This window comes from Enterococcus sp. DIV1758 (assembly GCF_051711985.1).
In the GTDB taxonomy this organism is placed as follows: domain Bacteria; phylum Bacillota; class Bacilli; order Lactobacillales; family Enterococcaceae; genus Enterococcus; species Enterococcus faecalis.
This window is the reverse complement of the sequence record NZ_JBIOOA010000001.1, coordinates 1,704,015-1,729,801: the sequence shown is the minus strand read 5'-3', so window position 1 is coordinate 1,729,801 and position 25,787 is coordinate 1,704,015. Positions and strand designations below refer to the sequence as shown.

At 37.8% G+C, this 25,787-nt stretch carries 28 protein-coding genes and 1 other RNA gene; 25 read left to right on the top strand and 4 right to left on the bottom strand.

Annotated elements, in window-relative coordinates; translation table 11 throughout:
- Positions 1-104 precede the first annotated feature (104 nt).
- The 11 genes from rlmN (at position 105) to IGJ52_RS08440 (ending at position 9,146) form a co-directional block, all read left to right on the top strand.
- Positions 105-1,178 carry a 23S rRNA (adenine(2503)-C(2))-methyltransferase RlmN gene (gene rlmN / locus IGJ52_RS08490; RefSeq protein WP_002356987.1) on the top strand — a complete coding sequence of 358 codons (1,074 nt, stop codon included), beginning with the start codon at positions 105-107 and terminating at the stop codon, positions 1,176-1,178.
- A gap of 290 nt (positions 1,179-1,468) precedes the next feature.
- Positions 1,469-2,797, top strand: coding sequence for an APC family permease (locus IGJ52_RS08485; protein WP_010816624.1), 1,329 nt, complete (start codon positions 1,469-1,471; stop codon positions 2,795-2,797).
- A 242-nt stretch (positions 2,798-3,039) separates the two neighbouring features.
- A complete protein-coding gene (gene comGA / locus IGJ52_RS08480; protein WP_002374519.1) occupies positions 3,040-4,008 on the top strand; it encodes a competence type IV pilus ATPase ComGA in 969 nt (322 codons plus the stop codon).
- A complete protein-coding gene (comGB, locus tag IGJ52_RS08475; protein WP_061101237.1) occupies positions 3,965-5,011 on the top strand; it encodes a competence type IV pilus assembly protein ComGB in 1,047 nt (348 codons plus the stop codon). The genes comGA and comGB overlap by 44 nt, the downstream gene beginning before the upstream one ends.
- Positions 5,011-5,286 carry a competence type IV pilus major pilin ComGC gene (gene comGC, locus IGJ52_RS08470; protein WP_438792025.1) on the top strand — a complete coding sequence of 92 codons (276 nt, stop codon included), beginning with the start codon at positions 5,011-5,013 and terminating at the stop codon, positions 5,284-5,286. The genes comGB and comGC overlap by 1 nt, the downstream gene beginning before the upstream one ends.
- The gene (gene comGD / locus IGJ52_RS08465) at positions 5,283-5,729 is read left to right on the top strand and encodes a competence type IV pilus minor pilin ComGD (RefSeq protein ID WP_002419697.1); all 447 of its coding nucleotides are present in this window, start codon (positions 5,283-5,285) and stop codon (positions 5,727-5,729) included. Before comGC ends, comGD begins: the two co-directional genes overlap by 4 nt.
- On the top strand, positions 5,695-6,021 hold the full coding sequence (locus IGJ52_RS08460) for a type II secretion system protein (protein ID WP_002419696.1): 327 nt from the start codon (positions 5,695-5,697) through the stop codon (positions 6,019-6,021). The genes comGD and IGJ52_RS08460 overlap by 35 nt, the downstream gene beginning before the upstream one ends.
- Positions 6,011-6,445, top strand: coding sequence for a competence type IV pilus minor pilin ComGF (gene comGF / locus IGJ52_RS08455; protein WP_002357060.1), 435 nt, complete (start codon positions 6,011-6,013; stop codon positions 6,443-6,445). Before IGJ52_RS08460 ends, comGF begins: the two co-directional genes overlap by 11 nt.
- Positions 6,445-6,798 (top strand): competence type IV pilus minor pilin ComGG, encoded by a 354-nt coding sequence (gene comGG / locus IGJ52_RS08450; RefSeq protein ID WP_002419693.1) that lies wholly within the window; start codon positions 6,445-6,447, stop codon positions 6,796-6,798. The genes comGF and comGG overlap by 1 nt, the downstream gene beginning before the upstream one ends.
- Before the next feature lie 128 nt (positions 6,799-6,926).
- Complete coding sequence (locus IGJ52_RS08445) at positions 6,927-7,934, top strand: class I SAM-dependent methyltransferase (protein WP_002425943.1); 1,008 nt, start codon at positions 6,927-6,929, stop codon at positions 7,932-7,934.
- Positions 7,935-7,958: 24 nt separating this feature from the next.
- Positions 7,959-9,146, top strand: coding sequence for an acetate/propionate family kinase (locus tag IGJ52_RS08440; RefSeq protein ID WP_002419691.1), 1,188 nt, complete (start codon positions 7,959-7,961; stop codon positions 9,144-9,146).
- Positions 9,147-9,250: 104 nt separating this feature from the next.
- On the opposite strand, the gene IGJ52_RS08435 is transcribed toward IGJ52_RS08440, so the two are convergent.
- The 4 genes from IGJ52_RS08435 to IGJ52_RS08420 form a co-directional block, all read right to left on the bottom strand.
- Positions 9,251-9,724 (bottom strand): universal stress protein, encoded by a 474-nt coding sequence (locus tag IGJ52_RS08435; protein ID WP_002357065.1) that lies wholly within the window; start codon positions 9,722-9,724, stop codon positions 9,251-9,253.
- A 315-nt stretch (positions 9,725-10,039) separates the two neighbouring features.
- Positions 10,040-10,372, bottom strand: a complete 333-nt coding sequence (locus IGJ52_RS08430) for a hypothetical protein (RefSeq protein WP_002357068.1) — start codon at positions 10,370-10,372, stop codon at positions 10,040-10,042.
- Between the two features lie 7 nt (positions 10,373-10,379).
- Positions 10,380-10,573, bottom strand: a non-coding RNA gene (gene ssrS / locus IGJ52_RS08425) — 6S RNA.
- 72 nt (positions 10,574-10,645) lie between these two features.
- Positions 10,646-11,923, bottom strand: coding sequence for a replication-associated recombination protein A (locus IGJ52_RS08420; RefSeq protein ID WP_002419690.1), 1,278 nt, complete (start codon positions 11,921-11,923; stop codon positions 10,646-10,648).
- Positions 11,924-12,051: 128 nt separating this feature from the next.
- Between IGJ52_RS08420 and IGJ52_RS08415 the strand changes: the two genes are divergently transcribed.
- The 14 genes from IGJ52_RS08415 (at position 12,052) to IGJ52_RS08350 (ending at position 25,757) form a co-directional block, all read left to right on the top strand.
- Positions 12,052-12,729, top strand: a complete 678-nt coding sequence (locus IGJ52_RS08415) for a DNA-3-methyladenine glycosylase (RefSeq protein WP_010715314.1) — start codon at positions 12,052-12,054, stop codon at positions 12,727-12,729.
- Positions 12,686-13,171: a DUF3013 family protein gene (locus IGJ52_RS08410; protein WP_010713278.1), complete on the top strand. Its 486-nt coding sequence runs from the start codon at positions 12,686-12,688 to the stop codon at positions 13,169-13,171. The genes IGJ52_RS08415 and IGJ52_RS08410 overlap by 44 nt, the downstream gene beginning before the upstream one ends.
- Before the next feature lie 15 nt (positions 13,172-13,186).
- Positions 13,187-14,134 carry a 50S ribosomal protein L11 methyltransferase gene (gene prmA / locus IGJ52_RS08405; RefSeq protein WP_002357075.1) on the top strand — a complete coding sequence of 316 codons (948 nt, stop codon included), beginning with the start codon at positions 13,187-13,189 and terminating at the stop codon, positions 14,132-14,134.
- 1 nt (position 14,135) lies between these two features.
- Positions 14,136-14,888, top strand: coding sequence for a 16S rRNA (uracil(1498)-N(3))-methyltransferase (locus IGJ52_RS08400; RefSeq protein WP_010823775.1), 753 nt, complete (start codon positions 14,136-14,138; stop codon positions 14,886-14,888).
- 214 nt (positions 14,889-15,102) lie between these two features.
- Positions 15,103-17,316 (top strand): RelA/SpoT family protein, encoded by a 2,214-nt coding sequence (locus IGJ52_RS08395; RefSeq protein ID WP_002357079.1) that lies wholly within the window; start codon positions 15,103-15,105, stop codon positions 17,314-17,316.
- Positions 17,317-17,339: 23 nt separating this feature from the next.
- On the top strand, positions 17,340-17,786 hold the full coding sequence (dtd, locus tag IGJ52_RS08390) for a D-aminoacyl-tRNA deacylase (RefSeq protein WP_002357080.1): 447 nt from the start codon (positions 17,340-17,342) through the stop codon (positions 17,784-17,786).
- A gap of 139 nt (positions 17,787-17,925) precedes the next feature.
- A complete protein-coding gene (locus tag IGJ52_RS08385) occupies positions 17,926-18,147 on the top strand; it encodes a hypothetical protein (protein ID WP_002383130.1) in 222 nt (73 codons plus the stop codon).
- The gene (gene hisS, locus IGJ52_RS08380) at positions 18,144-19,445 is read left to right on the top strand and encodes a histidine--tRNA ligase (RefSeq protein WP_002419687.1); all 1,302 of its coding nucleotides are present in this window, start codon (positions 18,144-18,146) and stop codon (positions 19,443-19,445) included. The genes IGJ52_RS08385 and hisS overlap by 4 nt, the downstream gene beginning before the upstream one ends.
- Positions 19,446-19,462: 17 nt before the next feature.
- Positions 19,463-21,232, top strand: coding sequence for an aspartate--tRNA ligase (gene aspS / locus IGJ52_RS08375; protein ID WP_002377079.1), 1,770 nt, complete (start codon positions 19,463-19,465; stop codon positions 21,230-21,232).
- Between the two features lie 153 nt (positions 21,233-21,385).
- Positions 21,386-22,222, top strand: a complete 837-nt coding sequence (locus tag IGJ52_RS08370; RefSeq protein WP_002419686.1) for a bifunctional hydroxymethylpyrimidine kinase/phosphomethylpyrimidine kinase — start codon at positions 21,386-21,388, stop codon at positions 22,220-22,222.
- Positions 22,206-22,712, top strand: a complete 507-nt coding sequence (locus IGJ52_RS08365; protein WP_002395212.1) for an ECF transporter S component — start codon at positions 22,206-22,208, stop codon at positions 22,710-22,712. Before IGJ52_RS08370 ends, IGJ52_RS08365 begins: the two co-directional genes overlap by 17 nt.
- Positions 22,709-23,278, top strand: coding sequence for a TIGR01440 family protein (locus IGJ52_RS08360; protein ID WP_002419685.1), 570 nt, complete (start codon positions 22,709-22,711; stop codon positions 23,276-23,278). Before IGJ52_RS08365 ends, IGJ52_RS08360 begins: the two co-directional genes overlap by 4 nt.
- 142 nt (positions 23,279-23,420) lie before the next feature.
- Positions 23,421-24,299, top strand: coding sequence for a YitT family protein (locus IGJ52_RS08355; RefSeq protein ID WP_002357090.1), 879 nt, complete (start codon positions 23,421-23,423; stop codon positions 24,297-24,299).
- Positions 24,300-24,719: 420 nt separating this feature from the next.
- On the top strand, positions 24,720-25,757 hold the full coding sequence (locus IGJ52_RS08350) for a sugar-binding transcriptional regulator (protein ID WP_002357092.1): 1,038 nt from the start codon (positions 24,720-24,722) through the stop codon (positions 25,755-25,757).
- The last annotated feature ends 30 nt before the right edge of the window (positions 25,758-25,787 follow it).

The window sequence follows — 25,787 nt, the reverse complement described above, 5'->3', positions numbered from 1 at the left end:
TACACGCTTAACGATTTTTTTTGATGCTCTTCGTGATATTGCATTCAAAGTGAGAATACGTTATAGTTATGAAGCGAATGTAATAGCAGAAATGAGGAAAAGAAATGCAGAAAGAATCCATTTATGGACTGACGAGAGAACAGCTTGTGGACTGGTTTTTAGCCCATGGCGAGAAGAAATTTCGCGCAACACAAGTGTGGGAATGGTTGTATACAAAACGTGTTGCTTCATTTAGTGAAATGTCGAACATTTCTAAATCGCTGATGACTTTATTAGAAGAGAATTTTTCATTAAATCCATTAAAACAAGTCATTGTGCAAGAAGCGCAGGATGGTACTGTGAAGTATTTATTTGAATTACCAGATAAAAATATGATTGAAACAGTCTTAATGCGTCAAGAATATGGATTATCTGTTTGTGTGACCACTCAAGTTGGCTGCAATATTGGGTGTACATTTTGTGCTAGCGGGCTATTAAAAAAACAAAGAGATTTAACTGCTGGCGAGATTGTCGCCCAAATTATGTGGGTACAACATTATTTCGATGAACGTGGGTTGGATGAACGTGTTAGCCATGTCGTTGTGATGGGAATTGGTGAACCATTTGATAATTATGCCAATGTCATGAACTTTTTACGAACGATTAATGATGATAAAGGGTTGGCTATTGGTGCCCGCCATATTACAGTTTCAACAAGTGGTTTAGTGCCAAAAATTCGTGAATTTGCAGACAGTGGACTACAAGTAAACTTAGCAATCTCATTACATGCTCCTAACAATGAAGTCCGTACATCAATTATGCGGATTAATCGTAGTTTTCCAATTGAAAAATTAATGGCAGCAATTGATGAATACATTGAAAAAACCAACCGGCGTGTTACATTTGAATATATTATGTTGAGTCAAGTGAACGACCGACCAGAACATGCTCAACAATTAGCAGATTTACTACGGAATAAGAAAAAACTTTCTTATGTTAATCTGATTCCGTATAACCCAGTGAGTGAACACGATCAATATAGCCGAAGCTCTAAAGAAGCGGTATTAAAATTTTATGATGTACTCAAAAAGAATGGCATCAATTGTGTTATTCGTAAAGAGCACGGAACAGATATTGATGCGGCTTGCGGACAATTACGCAGCAAACAAATGAAAAAAGAAAAAGTCAAAAACCAATAACGTAGTTAAAATCGGATCAGAAAGGTTTCTTTTTGATTCGATTTTTCATTTATTTAATGAAAAATCGTCGGTTTCTCAGTTCTTGTTTATAAACAAAAGATGAATGCTCTAAAACTTTTATGACAAATTTTCTTTTTGTGGTTTTCAAACTTGAAATTCTAAAAGAAATAGCTATACTGAAAAGAGATCGTTACAGAATTTTTCATGAAAACAGCTATTATTTTCGTTATCTTTTCAAGAAAGTGAAAATTTTGTTACGCTTGTTTAGTTTAAATGAAATGAGGGAGTCTATGGAGAAAAAGCAATTAAAAAGAGAGATCACAACGTTTGGCGCGTTATCCACGGTAATGGGTACGGTGATTGGCGCTGGTGTTTTCTTTAAAGCTGCGAGTGTCGTTGGACACGCACAGTCAGCTAGTTTAGCTATCTTTGCTTGGGTGTTAGGTGGTGCCTTAACCATTTGTGCAGGATTAACCAGCGCCGAACTTGCTACAGCAATCCCTGAAACAGGTGGCGCCGTGAAGTATATTGAATATACATATGGTAAATTAGCTGGTTTTCTTTTAGGTTGGGCACAAAGTATCATTTATTATCCTGCCAATATTTCGGCGTTATCCATTATTTTTAGTACACAACTAATCAATTTGTTTCATTTATCGGCAAATTTATTGATTCCAATTGCCATTCTTGCGGGAACCAGTATCACGATAATTAATTTATTAGGAACAAAAATTGCTTCTTTGGTCCAATCAACGACATTGGTAGTAAAACTGATTCCAATTGCCTTGATTTCTTTAGTGGGGTTATTTACTCCAGGACAAGTAGCTGTTTCGCTTTTTCCCATTGAAACAACAGCGAATACTGGCTTTTTAGTTGCTTTTAGTGGTGCCTTAGTTGCCACCATGTTTGCTTATGATGGCTGGCTAGGTGTGGGTAACGTGGCTGGTGAAATGAAGCGACCAGAAAGAGACTTGCCTAAAGCCATTATTTTTGGTTTGTTATTGATTACTTTAATTTATGCCTTAATTAATTTTGTGTTTCTAAAAACATTACCAATTGAGCAAATCGCTGGGAATTTGAATGCAGCTTCGGATGCTTCTGTGGCTATTTTTGGACCAATTGGCGGCAAAATCGTAACTATTGGGATTTTAATCTCTGTATATGGTGCGTTAAACGGCTACACAATGACAGGGATTCGGATTCCTTATGCCTTAGCCTTAGATAATCTGATGCCTTTTAGTCGTCAGTTTCAAAAGTTGTCTAAACGTTTTGTTGTTCCTTACGTTGCTGGAATTTTTCAGTTAGCCGTGGCCATTATTATGATGTTTTTCGGGACCTTCGATTTATTGACGGATATGTTAGTTTTTGTTATGTGGCTGTTTAATCTATTAATTTTCTTAGCCGTTTTTATTTTAAGAAAACGAGAACCTGAATTAAAACGTCCGTATAAAGTTCCTGGCTATCCAATTATTCCAATTATCGCAAGTCTAGGTGGTATCTTTATCTTGGTTACAACGAGTATTACACAGCCTATTCTTGCATTGATTGGTATAGGGATTACGCTTCTAGGAATTCCAGTTTATTTAGTTAATAAACAAAAAACGAAGCCAAAAACGTAAACGATCCAATCGGATTATCATAGTTTTTCTCAAAAATTTTGTGATTCAGAGAAATTTTTGAAAACTAAACGCAAGATTTTTTTAGTATAATATTAAGTGTCTAGGAGTTCCACTATTTTGGGGAAGATAGATGGACAGCGCAAACTTCAAAAAAAGAACCTTCATCTTTATTGGTGAAGGTTCTTTTTTTTTGCTGAAATCATAAAATAAATGCGTAGTTTATTAGTGAGAGGAGGAAATGAATGACTGAAAATGTAAAAAAATTAGCCCATCAATTAATTGAATGGGGCGTTCTTCATGGAGCGCAAGACGTTTATTTTTTACCTAATGATACTGAAATAGCCATCTCTTTTCGGACAGGGATGCAACGGACACCTTACACACAAGTTTCCGCAGAAATAGGCGAAAAGTTAATTTTCCACTTTAAATTTATCGGCGGCATGGATGTCGGAGAAAGACGAAAAGCACAATTAGGCGCGACAACTTATCTAATTGGCGAGACGAAGCAACGCTTGCGTTTATCATCTGTGGGAGATTTTCAGAATCGAGAGAGCTTAGTGATTCGTTTTTTGCACCGATTTGGTGAACAAGCTGAACATTTTTTCTTTCCCCACCAGCTGAATGAAATTGAAGCATCTTGTCAGAAACGAGGACTTTATTTATTCAGTGGGCCAGTTGGTTCTGGGAAAACAACAACCATGTATCGTGTGGCTAAACAAAGAAGTGGCGAACAACAAGTGATAGCAATTGAGGATCCTGTTGAAATTGAGGAAAAGCAGTTTTTACAGTTGCAAACAAATGAAAAAATTCAGTTAACGTACGAAGCCTTGATCAAAGTTTGCTTGCGCCATCATCCTGATATTTTGATTATTGGTGAAATTCGTGATGGCGAGACGGCTCAAGCAGTTATTCGAGCCGCCTTAACGGGTCATACTATTTTTGCGACAATTCACGCCCGTAACTTATTGGGGGTGCAACGGCGTTTGATAGAATTAGGTGGCCCAGAGCATGAATTGGCTGAATGCTTGCAAGGTATCATTTACCAACAGATTTTGACAACCACGATTAATAAGGAACAAGTAGCGGGAATTCTTTATGATTATTTCTTCTTTAAGGAAGCTGTTATAAAGAGTAGTTGGCAAAAGAATCTAAGAAAGGCGTGGGCGTATGGGTTTATTACAGAAAAAACGTATTTTCAAGCCATCGAATAAACTAACAAAAAAACAACAGCAGCTTTTTTTGAAACTATTAGCGGATTTACTTGCCAATGGTTTTAATATACAAGAAAGTTTTTCCTTCATGAAAAAATCAAACGCATTACCTCAGCACAGTATAACTTTTTTAGTTGAAGGTTTTTCCTCAGGCATTGCCTTACAAGCTTTAGTCGAAGAATTAGGATTTTCAACAATGGTCTCGGCTCAATTATCGTTTGCTACCGCACACGGGGATTTGGTAGGGACACTACAAGCGATTTCCGAACATTTTTTTCAAACGGAAAAATATCGGCAACAGTTCTTTAAAATAATTAGTTATCCGCTGCTCCTGATTGTTTTTTTGATTCTCGTCATTGTTGGTATTCGGCAATTTTTATTGCCCCAATTAATGGAAAATGATACCAATAGTTATTCTAAAAATATTGGGATTCTTCTGATTGTGTACAGTCCGTACATTCTGGTTACCTTAGTTTTTGTCCTCTCATTTAGTTTCTTTATTTTAAGCCGTTATTTGAAGCATCAGTCTGCTATTCAGCGAGCGTTCATTTATCTGAAATTGCCAATTATCCGTGGCCTTTATCGGGAATACGTCAGTGCTTTTTTTGCACTAGAATGGGGGAAGTTGCTCGCACAAGGATTAGAAATGAAAGAAGTCATCGATTTGATGCGCCATACAACCAATTACCCCTTAATGAAAGAATTAGCTGGAGCAATTAGTGAAGGTCTGCTAGTTGGTGAAACCTTACATAGACAATTAGCTGCTTATCCTTTTTTTACAAAAGCATTGGGTTTAATGATTCAACAAGGAGAAGTAAAAGGAAAATTAGGCAAGGAGTTGATGGTTTATAGTAATGTCTGTTTCCAAGGTTTTTTCAAAAAAATTGAACGAGTTATTACTCTTGTTCAACCATTTATTTTTATCATAATTGCTTGTTTAATTATCGGTGTTTATGGGGCAATGTTGCTGCCTATTTATGGCAATATGGAAGGAGTTTTATAATGAAAAAGAAACAAAAATACGCAGGGTTTACATTATTAGAAATGTTGATTGTCTTATTGATTATTTCCGTATTGATTTTACTTTTTGTCCCTAACTTAGCGAAACATAAAGAAACAGTTGATAAAAAAGGCAATGAAGCAATCGTAAAAATTGTGGAATCACAAATCGAGCTCTATACACTAGAAAAAAATAGGACGCCTTCCTTAAATGAATTAGTCAACGAAGGCTACATTACTAAAGAACAGTTAGATAAATATATAGCAGAAAAGCAATGAACAAGTCAGCAGGATTCACATTAATGGAAACACTTGCTAGTTTGACGATTGTTTGCTTTATGACTATGCTCCCAACACTCGCTATTCACCGCTGGCAAGAAACGTTAAAAATTGAACAGTTTCTTGCTACGGTAGAAAAACAACTTCGTTTTGCGCAACAGCAAGCAATTGTTTTAGAGGAAACACAAGAAGTTTGGTTTTTTGAAGAACAACAAAGCTTTTCATTTCCTGATAAATTGAACCAATCAGCTGGAAGGACTTCGCTAGCTGTACCTGAAAAAATGACAGTGAGTGGTCCAAACAAGCTCAGTTTTCTTCATTCGTCAGGGAACAATGGCCGTTTAGTGAAATATATTTTTACTTGGACTGAAAAGAAACAGCAACTTATTTTACAATTTCAGATGGGGAGTGGCAAATATACGAAGAAAATTAACTATTTATAGTGGTTTTATTTTATTAGAGAGTCTCGTTAGTTTTAGTGTTGTATGTGTGGTAGCAGGGATATTCTCCCTGACTATTACACAATTAATTCAGCAAAATTATCAACGGGAGCAACAATTAACGCGTACTCGTCTAGGATACGAAGCAATTTTATTTTTAGAGCAGACGGGTGATTTACGTTTCAAAGAGCGGATATATCAAGGAGAAACTTACCGATTTTCTTTGATGGAGAACGAGGGAAGAAGGATACTAAAAGTCACAGATTCAAGAGGAGCGATTTTGATTGGTGAATAAAAAATATGCGGGTTTTACGATGTTAGAGTGTTTAGTGGCACTAGTCGTTTTAAGTTGTATGTGTCAATTGTTTCAGTTGATGATTCAACAAAGTTTTATCGGAAATCAATATTTGAAAAACAATGATTCGAAATCCTGGCATATATTTTTAATTCAATTAGAAAAAGAATGTCAAAAGCTTGTTTTCCAAACAGGCTCTGCTCAAGAGATTTCTTTCCTCGACTCAGAAACAAACAAGACTATTTCAATTCAAATCAAAGAAGATAAAATTATTAAGCGAGTCAATGGTAAAGGCTATCAACCGCTGTTAATTGGTATCAAAAATGGCCAGTTTAAAAATGAAGGACAATCGTTTACTTTGGAAGTTACTTTTACTTCTGGAAAAACATTTGATAGTTTTTTTCCGATAAAGGGAGAATTTTAATGAAGCAAAAATATTCAGGAAACTTATTGTTCACGGCCATGGCCTTTGTTTATTTGATGAGTTTTCTCGCCCTTCAGTTACTAGAAGAACGTCAGTTAACACAAAAATTTACGCAAGCTACCCAGGAATACTATGCAGGGAAAAGTATCCTTCATTTATTTCTTGCAGATGTTAAACAAAATAGACGAAAGTTAAAAACAGAAGAAAAGCTCATGTACGAGCAAGTAACCCTCGATTATACATACAAAAATGAACAATTAAGAATAACTGTTTTATTAAACAAATCTGGTCGAAAATACCAATATCAAGAGAAAGTTTCTCATCAAAAAAAAGCGGAAACAATGCTGGAATAGCGTTGTTTTTCTACAAATTATTAGATTTTAGAAGAAAGACAGTAAAGGCATTGATTATTCTTTCTTTTTTCGTTAAAATAAAACAGGTATGGAAGTTGTTACATTTTGAATAGAATAGAGGTGCTAATTTGTTCCCAGAAAAAATTGAAGAGGCTTTCGAGCCAATGGAACAAGCAATCCAGTTATTGCAACAGTCATTGGATACTTCTTTTTTAGATGCGTATATTGAAAATGGTGAAAATATTTTAGATGATTTTCAAGTACGAGTACTTGACGGAGTACCTAATCCAGAGACAGTGAAACAATTAGAAACGCTGTATCATACGATTAAAAATATTGATTTAGCTCCTGAAGATGTGCGACGCTTGTCCCAATTACTTTTGTTAAAAGGAACGAGAAAAGAGCAGCTTCAAGCAAATCATCAATTGACGCCAGACGGTATTGGCTTTTTGTTTGTTTATTTAGTAGAACAATTAACAAATAAATCAGAGACATTAAAAATTTTAGATCCTGCTTCAGGAATGGGAAATTTACTGTTAACGGTTCTGCTGAACCTTGAAACAGCTGGTTACAAAGTTTCTGGTTATGGTGTGGATATCGATGAAACACTTTTGGCAGTATCTTCTGTGAACAATGCTTGGTCACAAGCTAATATTCAGTTGTTCCATCAAGACGGATTGCAAGATTTGTTATTGGATCCAGTTGATTTAGCATTAAGTGACTTACCGATTGGCTATTATCCAAATGATGAGCGAGCAAAGGGATTTGCTGCTGCTGCTGAGGAAGGCCATAGTTATGCGCATCATTTATTAATGGAGCAAGCTATGAAATACGTGAAGCCAGCAGGGTTTGGCTTATTCTTAATCCCGACCAATATTTTAGAGACTGAGCAAAGTGAATTCTTTAAAAATTGGTTGACAAAAAATGTCTATTTACAAGGAATGATACAGTTACCTGATGAATTGTTTAAGTCAGAACAATCACGTAAAAGTATCTTGCTTGTTCAAAACAAGGGTGCAGATGCTGAGCAAGTGAAGGAAGTTTTGTTAGCAAAACTTGCCTCTTTGAAAGATATCAATAAAGTAACGGAGTTCTTTAAACAATTTGAAGCTTGGAAAGCTTCAAATTTAAAATAAAATAGTAACGAAGAGGAGAAAATTATGTCTAAAACAATTGCAATTAATGCAGGTAGTTCAAGTTTAAAATGGCAATTATACCAAATGCCAAATGAAGAAGTGATCGCTAAAGGAATCGTTGAACGTATTGGCTTAAAAGATTCTATCTTCACAATTAAATATGGTGAAGGACAAAAATATGAAGTAATTGTTGATATTGATAACCATGAAGTGGCAGTAAAAATGTTACTAGACCAATTAATCGACTTAAACATTTTAGGTTCTTATGATGAAATTACTGGTGTTGGTCACCGTGTAGTTGCTGGTGGAGAAGAATTTAAAGATTCTGTTGTTATTACAGACGAAGTATTAGAAAAAATTGAAGCTTTATCTGAATTAGCACCTTTACACAACCCAGCGAATGCAATGGGAATTAAAGCATTTAAACATATCTTACCAGAAATCATTAGCGTGGCAGTCTTTGATACGTCGTTCCACACAACAATGCCAGAACACAACTATTTATATAGTGTACCGCGTGAATATTATGAAAAATTTGCTGCACGTAAATATGGGGCACATGGAACAAGTCATCGTTATGTCTCTCAACGTGCTGCAGAAATGCTAGGTCGTCCAATTGAAGACTTGAAAATTATCACTTGTCACTTAGGAAATGGTGCTTCAATCACTGCAGTTGATGGTGGAAAATCAGTCGATACATCGATGGGCTTCACTCCTCTTGCTGGTGTTACAATGGGGACTCGTTCAGGGGATGTTGATGCGTCACTATTGCCTTATTTAATGACAAAACTTGGCTTGACTGATGTACAAGACATGGTTGATATTTTAAACAAAAAATCTGGTTTATTAGGTTTAACAAATGGTTTATCAAGCGACATGCGCGATATTCAATCAAATCTAGATAAACCTGAAGTTCAAACAGCATACAACATTTTTATCGATCGTATTCGTAAATACATTGGTAGCTATGTCACTGTTATGAATGGCGTTGATGCGATTGTCTTTACTGCTGGAATCGGTGAAAATGCAGTTGGCGTTCGTAAAGATATTATTGATGGCATGACTTGGTTTGGTTGTGAAATCGATGATGACAAAAATAATGTACACGGTGAAGAAGCAGTTATCTCAACTGATGATTCAAAAATCAAGCTTATGTTAGTACCAACTGATGAAGAGTTAATGATTGCCCGTGACGTAGAACGTCTAAAATAATTAAACGAACACATCTTGTGAGATGCTCTCACAAGGTGTGCTTAATAGGTAAATAAGAAAAAACTGAGCCAACTATCAAAAGTGATAGTTGGCTCAGTTTCTTTTTATTTTTCTTCATTTTTTGGTAATTTGTTGTCTAAATCCGTCCGTACAACGAGAACATCGCAGCTAGCGTTACGGATAACTGATTCAGAGACAGAGCCAATAAATAAACGCTCAACGGCATTTAATCCAGTTGCTCCTAACATAATTAAATCAATGTTGTATTCTTTTGGTAATTCTTTGGCAATAATGTTCTTAGGAGAACCATAGGCTAGAACGCTAGAGACTTTTGTTTGTCCCATATCCACCGCTTGTTGTTGGTAGGTGTCTAAGGTTTCTTTTGCCATTGACATTGCTTCTTCTGCTAGCGCACCATCAAAAGAGGACACTGATTGGAAAGAGCGCGTATCAACAACATGTGCTAATAGTAATTCAGCATCGTTTCGTTTAGCGACGTTGACCGCTTTTTTAAAGGCTAAGTCTGCTTCGTCAGAACCATCGATTGCTATCATAATTTTTTGATATTGTTGTAACATAATAACCGCTCCTTTCAGCGTAAAAAAAATCATTAATTGTTTCTATAATAATTGTAAAACAAATAAAGAAAAAAAGAAACTGAAACCGCTTCTTTTTTTCTGAATATTGGCATTTTTTTGTAAAAAAAGAGGTCGGGATAGAAGCGTTTAACTCCGAGAAATAAGAAGGGATTTCCGAAAATTGTTCTTTAATTTTTGGAGAATTCCGGCTTATTTCCGAAGGAGTTGCTTCTGTTCCCGCCGTTTATCAGTTTTTGAGCGTGGAGCAAAAATCCAAAGTGATTTTTGTCCCACGCTCTTTAAATTCATCGTCTTTTATGACATTTTTTTTGCAAAAGTTAAACTAAACAACGTTGAAAGTAATAAAACAAAAAAGATAAAACCAATTGACAATAACGGGCGATTAAAAATAGCCGCTAGAACACCTAGAATGGCGATAATCAAGTAATAACGCCCAAAACGTTCGATAAACTGTTGACTTTCTGTTGCAGTTTCTTTTTTTAAGAGTGGTAAAAAAGCTGCACTTTTCTTCATCAAATAATAACTGGCTACGCCTGTGACAACGGCGAGTAATAGTACGAGTATACGAATCATCTTGTCCTCCAAAAAAAAACAACTTGCCAGAGCAAATTGTTTAGAAATCTTCATAAAAATGGTAAAATCCGTCGATGCCGGTAATCGTCCTAGAGTATTGAACCCGCAAGATAAGCAGGTGGGTTCCTCGATCGCAGTATTGAACTACCAAAAGAAAAGGCATGTTACCAACTTTGATACAAGCAGGATCCCTAGATATCAATAAAAATGTTCGGTCAACACAGTGAAAGGACAACGCGTACATCACAGATTTACCATCTTTATAATAGCATACTCTCTCAAAATCGGCAACGAGATTGTTTCTTTTTTTGAAAGCGTATTATTTTGTTATTTTTTCTGTTTCCATTCTTGGATACGCTTGAGTTGCTGATGTAAGGCTTGTTCATATTTACCAATATCAATCGGCTCGTAATAACGTGCCTCTTTTAATTTGTCAGGTAAGTATTGCTGATTGACCCAACCGTTTTCAAAATTATGTGGGTATTGATAACCAATACCACGGTTTAATTCTTTGGCTCCAGCATAGTGGGCATCACGCAAATGATCAGGAACGTCTCCCACAGAGCCTTGTCGAATATCTGCCAAAGCAGCATCAATCGCTGTGACTGCAGAATTTGATTTTGGCGATAAACATAAATCAATGACGACACTAGCTAGAGGAATCCTAGCTTCTGGAAACCCTAGCTTTTCGGCGGCTTGAACAGCGGTGACTGTCCGAGCGGCGGCCGCAGGATTCCCAAGACCGATATCCTCGTAAGCAATGACCATTAAACGACGACAAATAATCGGTAAATCACCTGCTTCAACTAAGCGACCCAAATAATGAAGTGCAGCATCTACATCGCTTCCTCGGATCGACTTTTGGAAAGCGGAAATCACGTCATAATGGGCATCGCCATCTTTATCATGGGTTATGGCTTTTCGTTGCACGCACTCTTCAATAATCGGTAAGGTGATCTTAATTTCGCCTTGTTCATTTTTGGGTGTTGATTTAACAGCTAATTCTAGTCCATTTAGCGCACTACGTAAGTCACCGTTCGTTGCGCGTGTCAAATGTTGTAATGCTTTTTCTTCTAAGTGGACGGGATAATCGCCTAAGCCACGTGTGCTATCGGTTAAGGCTTCTTGAATCGCTTGCTGAATGTCTGTTTCTGTTAAAGGCTTTACTTCAAAAATTTGCGTGCGACTACGAATCGCAGGATTAATTGTGATATATGGATTTTCGGTAGTGGCTCCAATCATAATAATTCGTCCGTTTTCTAAATGAGGGAGCAAAAAATCTTGTTTTGTTTTATCTAATCGGTGAATTTCATCAAGCAGTAAAATCACTGTGCCACTCATTTTGGCTTCTTCAGCAACGATTTGTAAATCTTTTTTAGTGTCTGTGGCCGCGTTCAACATGCGAAAGGCATAATTTGTTGAACCAGCGATTGCGCTGGCAATACTGGTTTTACCAGTGCCAGGCGGCCCATAAAGAATCATCGATGAAAGCATTTTGGCTTCGACCATCCGACGAATAATTTTACCAGGGCCGACTAAATGTTGTTGACCAACCACTTCGTCTAAGTGACGAGGTCGCATTCGATAGGCTAAAGGTTGTTGCATAAAAGGACCTCCTTTTTCATAATCATCTTATTATAACATAAAGAACGTACATTCGCTTTTTGGTGGTTTTTTGGGTTTTAGATGGATATAGCGGAAGGTTTCGTGTATGATAGGGAGTGGTGAAAGAAATGAAAGAAACGATAAATATCTTTAACACAAAAACAACTGAAGAAGTGGCACAATATTTGTTAGGGATGTATTTAGAGAACGAAACAGCAACAGGCGTTTTAGGTGGGTACATTGTGGATGCAGAAGCTTATTTAGGTCCTGATGATGAGGCGGCCCATAGCTTTGGCTTGAGAAAAACGCCACGCTTACAAGCCATGTATGACAAACCAGGCACGATTTATTTATATACTATGCACACGCATTTAATTTTAAATATGGTGACACAAGAACAAGGCAAACCACAAGGGGTGATGATCCGTGCGATTGAACCTGTTGAAGGTGTTGACAAAATGATTGAAAATCGCCAAGGACGTCAAGGCGTGGAATTGACCAATGGACCAGGTAAATTAGTTGCAGCCTTAGGAATTGATAAGCAATTATATGGGCAGTCGATTTTTTCTAGTTCGTTACGGCTCGTGCCAGAAAAACGAAAATTTCCGAAAAAAATTGAGGCACTACCACGAATTGGGATTCCCAATAAAGGTCGTTGGACAGAGTTGCCTTTAAGATACGTCGTGGCTGGCAATCCATATATTTCTAAACAAAAAAGAACAGCAGTAGACCAAATAGATTTTGGCTGGAAGGATGAAGAAAATGAAAAAAGCAACAATGCTCACATACTTAGAGGAACAACTTGAAAAACACTTAGCAGATTACGAAGTAGGCCTTGATTGGGATCGCAAAAACCATACCATCGAAGTCATTGTTCGTTTATATGCAGAAAACAATGAACAAGTGGCGATTGATGATGTTGACGGTACGCTTTCAGAAGAAGAATTCATTGAATTTGAAGATGGCTTGTTATTTTATAATCCGCAAAAGTCAGTCGTTGATGATGAAGAGTATTTAGTCACAATTCCTTATGAAGGAAAAAAAGGGCTACGCAAAGCAGTTTTAGACGGATTCATTCACTATTTAAAAGTGGTTTTAGATGAAGGGCAAAGTGATTTGTTAGACTTTTTATCAGATGAAACAGCGGAAGTTTTTGAATTGCATTGGGAGCCAGCAGATTTTGAAGCGATGATTAAAAAAGTGGCAGAAACAGAAAAAGAACAATGGATTGCGTATCCAAGTTATTAATTTAGAGGTGAGAACATGAAGTGGACAGAAGTAAAAGTAGAAACGGCTAGCGAAGCAGTTGAAGCAATTTCAAACATTATGATGGAAGCTGGCGCAAGTGGTGTGGCCATTGAAGATGCGTTGGACATTGAAAATTTTGAAAGTGATCTGTATGGGGAAATTTTAGATAAAGAGCAATTCACCCACATTAAAGAAGGGGCGATTGTGATGGCTTATTTTCCTGAAACAACCTTCTTACCAGAAATTTTACCATTTATGAAAGAAAATATTTTACGCTTGCCTGAGTACGGCTTATCCATTGGTAAAAACGAAATGACAATTAGTGAAGTAGCAGAAAGCGACTGGGCAACTGCTTGGAAAAAATATTATCATCCTGTCCGTGTCACACGATTCTTAACGATTGTGCCAAGTTGGGAAGCCTATCACGCACAAGATGAAGCAGAAAAAATTATCACATTGGATCCGGGCATGGCGTTCGGCACAGGCACGCATCCAACGACTCGTTTAACCTTGCAAGCTTTAGAAACTGTTTTACGTGGTGGCGAAACAGTTCTAGATGTAGGAACGGGTTCTGGTGTTTTGAGTATTGCCAGTCGCTATTTAGGGGCTAAAGACGTCTACGCATATGATTTAGATGAAGTAGCAGTTGCAGCGGCAAAAGAAAATATGGATTTAAATCCCATTGCGGCCGATGTTCATGTGTCAGCCAATGATTTACTAAAAGGGATTGACCATTCTGCTGATGTAATCGTCGCAAATATTTTGGCAGATATTATTGTGTTAATGATTGAAGATGCTTGGCGTTTGCTAAAACAAGACGGTACCTTCATTATTTCTGGAATTATTGAAGATAAAAAAGCAATGGTTTTAGAAGCACTAACGAAAGTCGGGTTTGTGGTGGACCAACTCTTTAATCAAGGCGATTGGTATGCGATTATCTTGAAGAAACCAGAGGAAGAGTAAAATGCAACGGTATTTCATGAAAGAAGATTATCAAGAAAAAGATTTGTATAAAGTCGCAGATGAAAACTATCATCATATTGTGCGAGTTATGCGAATGACGCCGAATGATCGTTGTTATTTAGTATTTCAAAATAAAACTGCCATTTTAGCTGAGATTGTGGAAATTGATCCAACGTCTGTTTACTTTAAAGAAATTAGTAAAGAAGAAATGGACAAAGAATTGCCAATTGAAGTGACGATTGCGTGTGGGTTACCAAAAGGGGACAAGTTAGAATGGATTGTTCAAAAAGGCACGGAGCTAGGTGGCAATCAGTTTATCGGCTTTCCTGCGAAAACTTCCGTTGTCAAATGGGACCACAAAAAAAGAGCAGCCAAAGAAAAAAGATTACAAAAAATTGCCACAGAAGCGGCGGAACAATCGCATCGGCAGCAGACACCAAGTGTTTCTTTGGTGGAAAAAACACAAGAAATCATTGCGCAATTTGACTCATATGACACAGTCTTGGTTGCGTATGAAGAATCAGCAAAACAAGGAGAAAAAAGTCAGTTAGCACAAGTATTATCCACTTGCCAGCCAGGCGCACGTTTGTGTGTGCTCTTTGGACCTGAAGGTGGCTTTGCACCGCAAGAAATTGAACAATTTCTGCAGGCTGGGGCGAAACTTTGCGGGTTGGGTCCGAGAATTTTACGAGCAGAAACAGCACCGTTGTATCTTTTAAGTGCGGTTAGCTACCAAATGGAACTTTTAAATTAAACGAAAGCCCGCCTGTAAAATTCTTGTAGGCATTCTCTTTGAATAAACAGAGAGTAAAAAAGCGACAGTGATTGAAATTTAAGGGAAATTTAGTATAATAGAGTTGTTGAAAGTGCTACTGTTTCAAGTGGTACTTTTCTTTTTTATTAAAATAGATAAAACGTGAACGAAGTGTTCTTTATCCAAAGGTCACCTTCATAGAGGAGTGAATACCATGCCAAAAGAAGAAATACTGACAGGCCCAGCGGTCATCAAAATTGTAAGTACCTATATGGGACCAGAACATGTTGAGTTGGTTCAAAAAGCATTAACTTATGCTGAAAAAGCACACGAAGGTCAAGTCCGACAATCAGGTGAACCTTACATCATCCATCCGATTCAAGTGGCAGGCATTCTGGCTGAATTACATATGGATCCCCATACTGTAGCAACAGGATTTTTACATGATGTTGTCGAAGATACGGACGTAACACTGGACGATTTAAAAGAAGAATTTGGCGAAGACATCGCAATGTTAGTCGATGGCGTAACGAAACTAGGAAAAATTAAATATAAATCTCATGAAGAACAATTAGCTGAAAATCATCGAAAAATGTTATTGGCAATGGCGCAAGATTTACGGGTTATTATGGTGAAACTAGCCGATCGTTTGCACAATATGCGCACATTAAAACATTTACGTGAAGATAAGCAACGACGGATTGCACAAGAAACTTTAGAAATTTATGCGCCTTTAGCACATCGCTTAGGGATTAGTCGAATTAAATGGGAATTAGAAGATACGGCCTTACGTTATATTAACCCCAACCAATACTATCGAATTGTTAATTTGATGCAAAGCAAACGCGATGAACGTGAAGCTTATGTGGCAGAAGCAGTCGAAGATATTCGTTTAGCTACGGAAGATTTAGAAATTTACGCAGAAATATATGGTCGACCAAAACATATTTATTCAATCTATCGTAAAATGAAGGACCAAAAGAAACAGTTTAATGAAATCTATGACTTATTAGCCATTCGTGTTATCGTCGATTCCATTAAAGATTGCTATGCCGTGTTAGGGGCGATTCATACACGTTGGACACCAATGCCAGGTCGCTTTAAAGATTATATTGCTATGCCAAAAGCGAATATGTATCAATCTATCCATACGACAGTTATTGGACCAAAAGGGAATCCAGTAGAGGTCCAAATTCGGACCCATGAGATGCACCAAATCGCCGAATTTGGGGTGGCGGCTCACTGGGCCTATAAAGAAGGCAAAGCGGAAAAAATTGAAACAGATGAACTGACGAAGCAAGTCGATTGGTTCCATGAAATTATTGAATTACAAGATGAAAGCTATGATGCTTCTGAATTTATGCAAGGTGTTAAAGAAGACATTTTTAGTGACAAAGTCTATGTCTTTACGCCAAGTGGAGATGTAACCGAACTGCCAAAAGGCTCCGGACCACTAGATTTTGCCTACAGCATTCATACTGAAATTGGAAATAAAACAACCGGTGCGAAGGTCAACGGCAAAATGGTACAGTTAGACTATGTCCTAAAAAATGGGGATATTATTGAAGTCTTAACATCACCGAATTCTTTCGGACCTAGTCGCGACTGGCTGAAAATGGTTAAAACAAGTAAAGCCAAAAATAAAATCAAACGTTTCTTTAAAGAACAAGACCGTGAAGATAACATTATTAAAGGGCATGATGCTGTCATTAAATACATGACAGAAATCGGCTTTACACCGAAAGAATTTTTAACGAAGAATAAAATGGCGGAAGTGCTAGATAAATTTAAATTTCAAACGGAAGATGATTTATTTGCGGCAGTAGGTTATGGCGAAGTAAGTGCGCAAGTAGTGTGCAATCGTTTAACAGAAAAAGAACGCCGCGAACAAGAGTTGGAACGCCAACGTCAAGAAGCAGAAGAGTTGTTAAATCAGCCAGCTAAAAAAGAATCAGAAAAAATGAAAGTTCGTCATGAAGGCGGCATCGTGATTCAAGGGGTGGACAACCTATTGATTCGTTTAAGCCGCTGTTGTAATCCAGTGCCTGGTGATGAAATCGTTGGTTACATTACCAAAGGACGGGGCGTTTCAATTCATCGTGCGGACTGTCCTAACGTACAACATCAAGAAGAACTAGCACAACGTCTAATTGAAGTTGAGTGGGAAGATACCGAGCACAGTCGCAAAGAATACGCTGCCGATTTGGAGATTTACGGCTATGATCGTAGTGGCTTACTAAGTGATGTTTTACAAGTCATTAGTTCGATGACAAAAAATTTAGTCGGCGTTGAAGCTCGTCCATCCAAAGATAAGATGGCCCAGATTCATGTCACTGTGAAAATTCAAAACCTTTCTCATTTAAAAACCATCGTTGACAAAATTAAAAGTGTACCAGATGTTTATAGTGTTCGTCGAACCAATGGGTAAGTGTTAAAAGTGAGGCAAAAAAGATGAAAGTAGTTATTCAAAGAGTCAGTCAAGCACAAGTTGCGATAGAAGAGCAGATAGTGGGACAAATCAAACAAGGCTTCATGGTGCTGGTGGGCATTCATCAAGAAGACACGCCAGAAGATGTGGCTTATGTTGTTGGCAAAATCAGTAAATTACGTGTTTTTGAAGATGACGAAGGAAAAATGAATCGCAGCATTCAAGAGATTGAAGGATCAATTCTGAGTATCTCTCAATTTACCCTCTATGCAAAAACTAAAAAAGGCAATCGTCCCAGTTTTATTGAAGCGGCTCGTCCAGATGTGGCGATTCCTTTGTATGAATTATTTAATCAACAATTAGAAGCAGAAGGAATAGCGGTAGCCACAGGAGAATTTGGCGCGGATATGCAAGTGTCGTTGACCAATGATGGTCCAGTGACCATTGTGATTGATACACGAGAAAAATAATTGATTTTCCTGTCGGAACCCCTTGACTTTCTAAGAGAACTTTAGTAGTTTATAGATAATATTAAAAATCTACGAAGGAACGAGTAAGTTTCATCTGTCTGCGAAGAGAGAGTTGCCGTGGCTGAGAGCAACTTCAACAGTGAAAGTGAAAGACATTCTGGAGATGGACGGAAGAAAAGCCGTCCCGTTACGAGCGTTAATCGTTGAGGAAAGAGTAAAATCTTTCAAAACTAGGTGGTACCGTGTAAAAGAGACTTTTACGCCCTTGTATGTTCAACATACAAGGGCTTTTTTCATTTTTAGAAAAAAGAAAATGGCGCACACATTTTTGTGGAATGATAGAAGGAGAGAAAGACAATGAGTTATCAAAAACCAAAAGGAACAAACGATATTTTGCCAGGAACTTCTGAAAAATGGCAATTTGTGGAAGAAACAGCTCGTTTGATTTTTAAAGATTATCAATACCAAGAAATCAGAACCCCGATTTTTGAACATTATGAAGTGATATCTCGCAGTGTTGGCGATACTACAGATATTGTTTCAAAAGAAATGTATGATTTTTATGATAAAGGAGACCGTCACGTGACGCTACGTCCTGAGGGGACAGCGCCAATTGTTCGGGCCTTCGTTGAAAATAAATTATATGGTCCGGAATATACGAAACCATATAAAACCTATTACATGGGGCCAATGTTCCGCTATGAACGCCCACAAGCTGGTCGTTTGCGTCAATTCCATCAAATTGGTGTGGAAGCATTTGGTAGTGAAAACCCAGCATTGGATGTTGAAATTATGGCTATGGCTTTGGACTTCTTCAAACAATTAGGCATCCAACAAATCAAATTAGTTATTAATTCCTTGGGGGATAAAGAAACACGTGCTACGTACCGTCAAGCATTAATCGATTATTTAGAGCCCCATATGGCAGAATTAAGCGAGGATTCACAACGTCGCTTACACGAAAATCCATTGCGGGTGTTAGACAGCAAAGATAAAAAAGACAAGGTGATTGTCGCAGAAGCACCCTCCATTTTAGATTATTTAAATGAACCATCTAAAGCACATTTTGAAGCAGTAACTGATATGTTAGATTTACTAGAAATTCCTTATGAAATTGATAGTAATATGGTTCGCGGACTGGATTATTACACACACACAATTTTTGAGATTATGAGTGAAGCGCCTAAAATGGGTGCGCAATCAACTATTTGTGCAGGAGGCCGATACAATGGTTTAGTTGAAGAATTAGGCGGTCCAGACACACCAGGTTTTGGTTTTGGTATGGGCATTGAACGAGTGTTGCTAACAATGGAAGCTGAAGAAGTTGTGATTCCAGCGTTATCTGAATTAGACGCATATGTGGTTGGCATTGGTTCAGAAACCAACGTCGCAGCTTTGCAACTTGTTCAAAGCATTCGTAACTTTGGTTTCTCAGCTGATCGTGATTACATGAATCGCAAACCAAAAGCGCAATTTAAAACGGCCGATAAATTACAAGCAAAATTAGTTTTAACAATCGGTGAAAATGAATTGAATGAAGGCATTGTCAACGTAAAATCAATGGCAACACGCGAAGAAAAATCTTTCCCGTTAAGTGCTATTCATGATTCATTTGATGAAGTGTATGACGAAATGATGACAAAAATGATTGAAGAATAAAAAGGAGAGATTGAGAAATGGCAAAACGCACAACCTATTGCGGCAATGTATCTGCCGAATTTATTGAAAAAGAAGTTGTATTAAAAGGATGGGTTCAAAAACGTCGTGACTTAGGAGGCGTTATCTTTATTGATTTACGTGACCGTGAAGGAATCGTCCAAGTGGTCTTTAACCCAGAAAAGTCAAAAGAAGCATGGGAAATTGCTGATAAATGTCGTAGTGAATACGTCATCGAAGTTAAAGGTCAAGTCGTTTATCGTGATAAAGAAGCGATTAATCCAAAAATGAAAACTGGCGAGTTTGAAGTGATGGCGACTGACATTACGATTTTAAATACTGCGAAAACAACGCCATTTACCATTGAAGATGACAATAACGTTAATGACGAATTGCGCATGAAATATCGTTATTTAGATTTGCGTCGTCCATCAATGACAAACAACATTAAATTACGTCACCAAGTAACGAAAACAATCCGTCACTATTTAGATAATCATGACTTTTTAGACATTGAAACTCCTTATTTAGGCAAATCAACACCAGAAGGCGCTCGCGATTATTTGGTTCCTTCTCGTGTCCATGCCGGTCATTTTTATGCTTTACCACAATCACCACAACTCTTTAAACAATTATTAATGGGGGCAGGCTTCGATCGCTATTACCAAATCGTTCGTTGTTTCCGTGATGAAGATTTACGAGGCGACCGTCAGCCAGAATTTACACAAATCGATATCGAAACGACCTTTTTAACACCAGAAGAAATTCAAACATATACAGAAAATATGTTGGCTGAAGTGATGAAAGAGACAAAAGGAATTGAGATTTCTGTTCCGTTTCCACGAATGAGCTATGACGAAGCAATGGCACGCTATGGTAGCGATAAACCCGACACTCGTTTTGCTATGGAATTAATTGATGTTGCAGATGTAGTGAAAGACGTAGACTTCAAAGTTTTCCAAGCAGCGTTGGAAAATGGTGGACATGTGAAAGCTTTGAATGCAAAAGGCGCCGCAGATAAGTATTCTCGTAAAGATATGGATAACTTAGGGAAGTATGTGAGTCAATTTGGCGCAAAAGGCTTAGCTTGGTTAAAAGTTGAAGAAGATGGCTTAAAAGGACCGATTGCTAAATTCTTAACAGAAGTTAGTGATGAATTAATTGCTGCTACCAATGCAGAAGTCGGTGATATTTTAATGTTTGGTGCCGATAAACCTGAAATCGTAGCCGCTGCTTTAGGTGCGGTACGTACACGTTTAGGTAAAGAATTAGGTTTAATTGATGAATCGAAATTCAATTTCTTGTGGATTGTGGATTGGCCGTTGTTTGAATATGATGAAGAAGCTGGTCGCTATGTTTCTGCTCATCATCCATTTACACAACCAAAAGCAGAGGATGTGGACCGCTTAGCAACAGACCCAGCCTCTGTGTATGCTGAAGCTTACGATGTTGTCTTAAACGGCTACGAATTAGGCGGTGGCTCATTACGGATCCATACACGAGAATTACAAGAAAAAATGTTTGAAACGTTAGGTTTTACAAAAGAAGAAGCACAAGACCAATTTGGTTTCTTGCTAGACGCATTAGATTACGGCTTCCCGCCACATGGAGGGATTGCTTTAGGGCTAGACCGCTTAGCAATGCTATTGGCTGGGGAAGAAAATATTCGTGAAGTGATTGCCTTCCCTAAAAACGGGAAAGCAATTGACCCAATGAACAACGCACCAAGTTTAGTTTCTCCATTACAATTGTTTGAATTAAACATTGATGTAACAGCCATTGACGAATAAGTGTTAAATCCAAAGAAAGAGTGACTTCATTGACGGATGAGGTCACTCTTTTTTTGGAAAGGAAAAAGATAACGAAAGACTTAAAAAGTGGCTGAGCTAAAAATCTGCCAATTGGCTGTTTTTTCTTTTTAGAAAACTTTGTATGATAACTGAGTGTATAAAGGAGCGAAACAAATGACAAAAATAATTTTAACAATTGGCGGTTCCGATCCTTTTTCAGGTGGCGGGATTCAAACAGATTTAAAAACGTTTGAAAATCATCAAGTCTTTGGCTTATCAACTTTAACTTGCCTTGCTACAGCCCCCAAGAATCATTTTCAGATTCATGACCTTGAGACTTCTTTGGTGAAAGAGCAACTCGCTTCCATACCTGCCGGGAGTTTAGACGGCATCAAGATTGGCTTGATTCACAGTGAAGAAAGTATGTTACAAATTGCAACCTTTTTGAAAAAGCACGCAGGTCTGCCGGTGGTGTTGGATCCTGTCTTGGCTTTTAAAGAAACGACTTCAGTTTATGAAAAAAGATACATGCAGTTATTGATTGAAAAACTTTTTCCATTCGCAACGATTGTAACGCCTAATTTAAAAGAAGCAGAATTACTCATTGGCAGAAAATTAACAACCGTCGAAGAAGTCCAACAAGCAGCGGAAGAGTTAAACTCTTTAGGAGCGGCAACGGTGGTGATTAAAGGCGGTAATCGTTGGCTTGGCCAAGAAGCATGTGACTTTTTTTATGATGGACAACAACATATTCAATTGATCAAAGAAAAAGTAATGGCCCACACCATTGATGGCGCTGGTTGTTCCTTTGCCTCTGCAATTGGTGCGAATTTAGTTAAAGGATATCCGTTAATTGAAGCAGTTGATTTAGCAAAAACATACGTTCATGAAGCCATTGTTTCTGGGGTCCAGCTAAATGCAGCTTTTGGAAGTGTGTGGCATGAAGGATTACTAGCAGGAGGTGTGGCGGATAATGACAAGAAAAATTAGTCTATATGCAGTAATTACCGCTTTAACAGTGGCTGTGTCAATGGTCTTTATTATCCCCGTCCCAGCAACAAATGGCTTTGTTACATTGGCGGATGCAGGGATTTACATTGCTAGTTTACTTTTTGGTCCGATTGGTGGCTTGACAGTCGGAGCTTTAAGCGGTGGTTTAATTGATTTATTGTCAGGCTATCCACAATGGTTCGTTTTTTCGTTATTGATTCATGGCGGACAAGGGTGGTTAGCAGGTCACTTCTTTAATAAAAGTAAAAAGATGCAAACGCTAGGATTACTTTTAGCCAGTCTCCTCATGATTAGCGGGTATGCTTTAGCGACTAGCTGGCTTTACGGCGTGGGTGCGGGGATTGCCTCTTTACCAGGGAATATCATTCAATCCTTATTTGGGGTGATTGTAGCATTGCCCCTTAGTCAAACATTAAAACGTGTGTTACCAAAAAATGGTCGTTTAGAAGAAAGAAGGATGAACAAATGACTATCGATGAAAAAATGTTAAAAGAACAGTTAGTGACAATTACAGAAGAAGTCATTACAGCAGGTAATTTAAAAAAAGGGGACCTATTCGTTTTGGGTTGTACCACCAGTGAGGTAGTAGGTGGCGTCATTGGTAAAAATTCCAGTGCCGAAGTAGGACAATGGATTGTCTCAACCTTAATTGAACAATTAGACAAAAAAGGCATCTCTTTGGCTGTCCAAGGATGCGAACATATTAATCGTGCTTTAGCGATTGAACGTCGTGTGGCTGAAGAAAAAGGCTTTGAAATTGTCTCTGTAGTACCGCAATTACATGCTGGCGGTTCTTGTTCAGTGGCTGCCTTTGAAAAATTTGATGAACCTGTGGAAGTGGAGCATATTGTTGCTCAAGCAGGGATTGACATTGGCGATACATCTATCGGTATGCATGTAAAACATGTGCAAGTTCCTCTTCGCTTGAGCATTCGAACGTTAGGTGCGGCCCATGTTACAGCATTATATTCTCGTCCTAAATATATTGGTGGACCAAGAGCCCATTATGAAACAACCCAAGAACGAAATCGTTAAGATTTCGTTCTTTTTTCATTTCTATAAACATTTGATGAATCTTCCGTAATTATTATAGGAATCTCTTTTTTTCTCTCGGTAAACCACGTATAATATGAAAAGAAATGTAATTTATTGAAAACCTGAAACGAGGCTATTATTTATGAAAAAAATTTATGACGGACTGCCAGTTCATGACTATACAACAAAATTTTCCGTGTCGATTGTCTATGCTATTCTTGCATCAATTGCCATGAACTTTTTCTATCAACCAGGAAATATTTATTCCAGTGGCTTAACAGGCTTGGCACAAATTTTAACAACCCTCTCAACAAAAATTGTCGGTTTTAATGTGCCTGTCTCCATTACATTGTATCTGTTAAATGTGCCGTTATTCTTTATTGCGTGGAAGAAAATAGGTAAGAAGTTTACAATTTTTACTTTCATTACCGTGACTTTAACTTCATTATTTATGCATATTGTTCCGCAAACGGTGATGACTCAAGATCCAATTATCTGTGCTATTTTTGGTGGGGCGATTTCTGGATCAGGAATTGGTTTTGTTTTAAAAAACGGGGTTTCTTCTGGGGGCTTAGATATTCTAAGCATTACCATTCGGAAAAAAACGGGGCGTTCCGTTGGCTCGATTTCAATTTATTTTAACGCACTAATTGTCTTCGTTGCAGGTTATTTATTTGGCTGGCAGTACATGTTCTACAGTGCGTTATCAATTTTTGTAAGTGGAAAGGTCACAGATGCTGTTTATACTAAGCAAAAGAAAATGCAAGTTATGATTGTCACTAAAAACCCAGATCGAGTCGTGGATGAGATTCAAAAGAAAATGCGCCGCGGTATTACAATTATTCATGAAGCGGAAGGGGCATATCGCCACGACCGCCAAACTGTTTTGCTAACTATTGTGACACGCTTTGAGTTGCCAAGTTTAGAAGCAGCCATGAAAGAAAGCGATCCGAATGCCTTTGTCAGCATCTCAGATAATGTCAAAATTTTAGGACGTTTTTACGAAGAAGATTACAAATAAAAGGATATGAAGCAACGAGAGAATGGCTGTGTCTATTCTTTCGTTGCTTTTTTTGAAAAATAAGTAAAAAAATGCTTTGTGTGAGGACCTGAAATTCCCATTTAAACAAGAAGTTAATTGAAAGACGTTCGTGAATTCCTTTGCTTTTGGTTTAATTAAATCTAATTATTCGGAAATAAGTAGCTATTGTTTCTCGCAAACGAATGCTTTGTTTGGATTTGAAAGAAAACGATGAAAAAAGAATCATTTTTATTGAAAAGACCCAAAAAAACTGGTACACTAAGTGTGTAATTGATAAGTACTTTTAATACTGTTATGAATAAATAGTAGGAAAAACGAACATCAATTCTATTTTTTTAAAGTTCATAGGTCGTTTTCAGTCTTACTTGGACATATTTCGACCCACAAAAGGAGCGCATCATGTTAAAAGAATTTAAAATGATTGAAGCAGTTGCTCCAGATATGCTCGATGTATTACAAGAAAGATTCCAAATTCTTCGCAATATTTATTGGATGCAACCTATTGGACGTAGAAGTTTATCAGAAACGATGGGAATTACAGAGCGAGTCTTGCGTACAGAAACAGATGTTTTAAAGCAGCTCAACCTGATTGAACCTTCAAAAAGCGGGATGACATTAACAGAACGCGGTTTGGAAGTCTACCAAGGCTTAGAATTAGTCATGAATCAATTGCTTGGTATGCACCAAATCGAAAAAGAAATGACACAGTACTTTGGCATTCAACGTTGTATCGTTGTTGCAGGAGATAGTGATATCCAAAAGAAAGTTCTTTCGGACTTTGGAGATGTCTTAACCAATACGCTGAATTTACTCTTACCAAATGGTGAGAATACAATTGCGGTTATGGGTGGGACAACAATGGCCATGGTGGCCGAAAATATGGGATCACTAGAAACTGAAAAACGTCATAATTTGTTTGTTCCAGCCAGAGGAGGGATTGGTGAAGCAGTTTCTGTCCAAGCCAATTCAATTAGTGCTGTAATGGCCAACAAAACGGGTGGTAACTACCGGGCGTTATATGTCCCAGAACAATTGAGTCGTGAAACGTATAATAGCTTATTACAAGAACCCTCGATTCAAGAAGTTCTTACGTTAATTAGTCATGCCAACTGTGTGGTGCACAGTATTGGTCGAGCGTTGCACATGGCGGCACGCCGAAAAATGTCTGATGACGAAATGGTTATGCTCAAACAAAAAAATGCCGTGGCAGAATCGTTTGGTTATTTCTTTGATGAAGAAGGAAAAGTGGTCTATAAAATTCCACGAATTGGCCTTCAATTAAAAAACTTACAAGAAATTCCTTATGTCGTCGCAATTGCGGGCGGCAAAACGAAAGCCAAAGCCATTCGCGCATATATGAAAAATGCACCAAAACAAACGTGGCTCATCACAGATGAAGCTGCCGCAAACGAGATTTTAAAAGGGGTAACCCTTTAAAATAAAAAATTTTTGATTTTCATAAGGAGG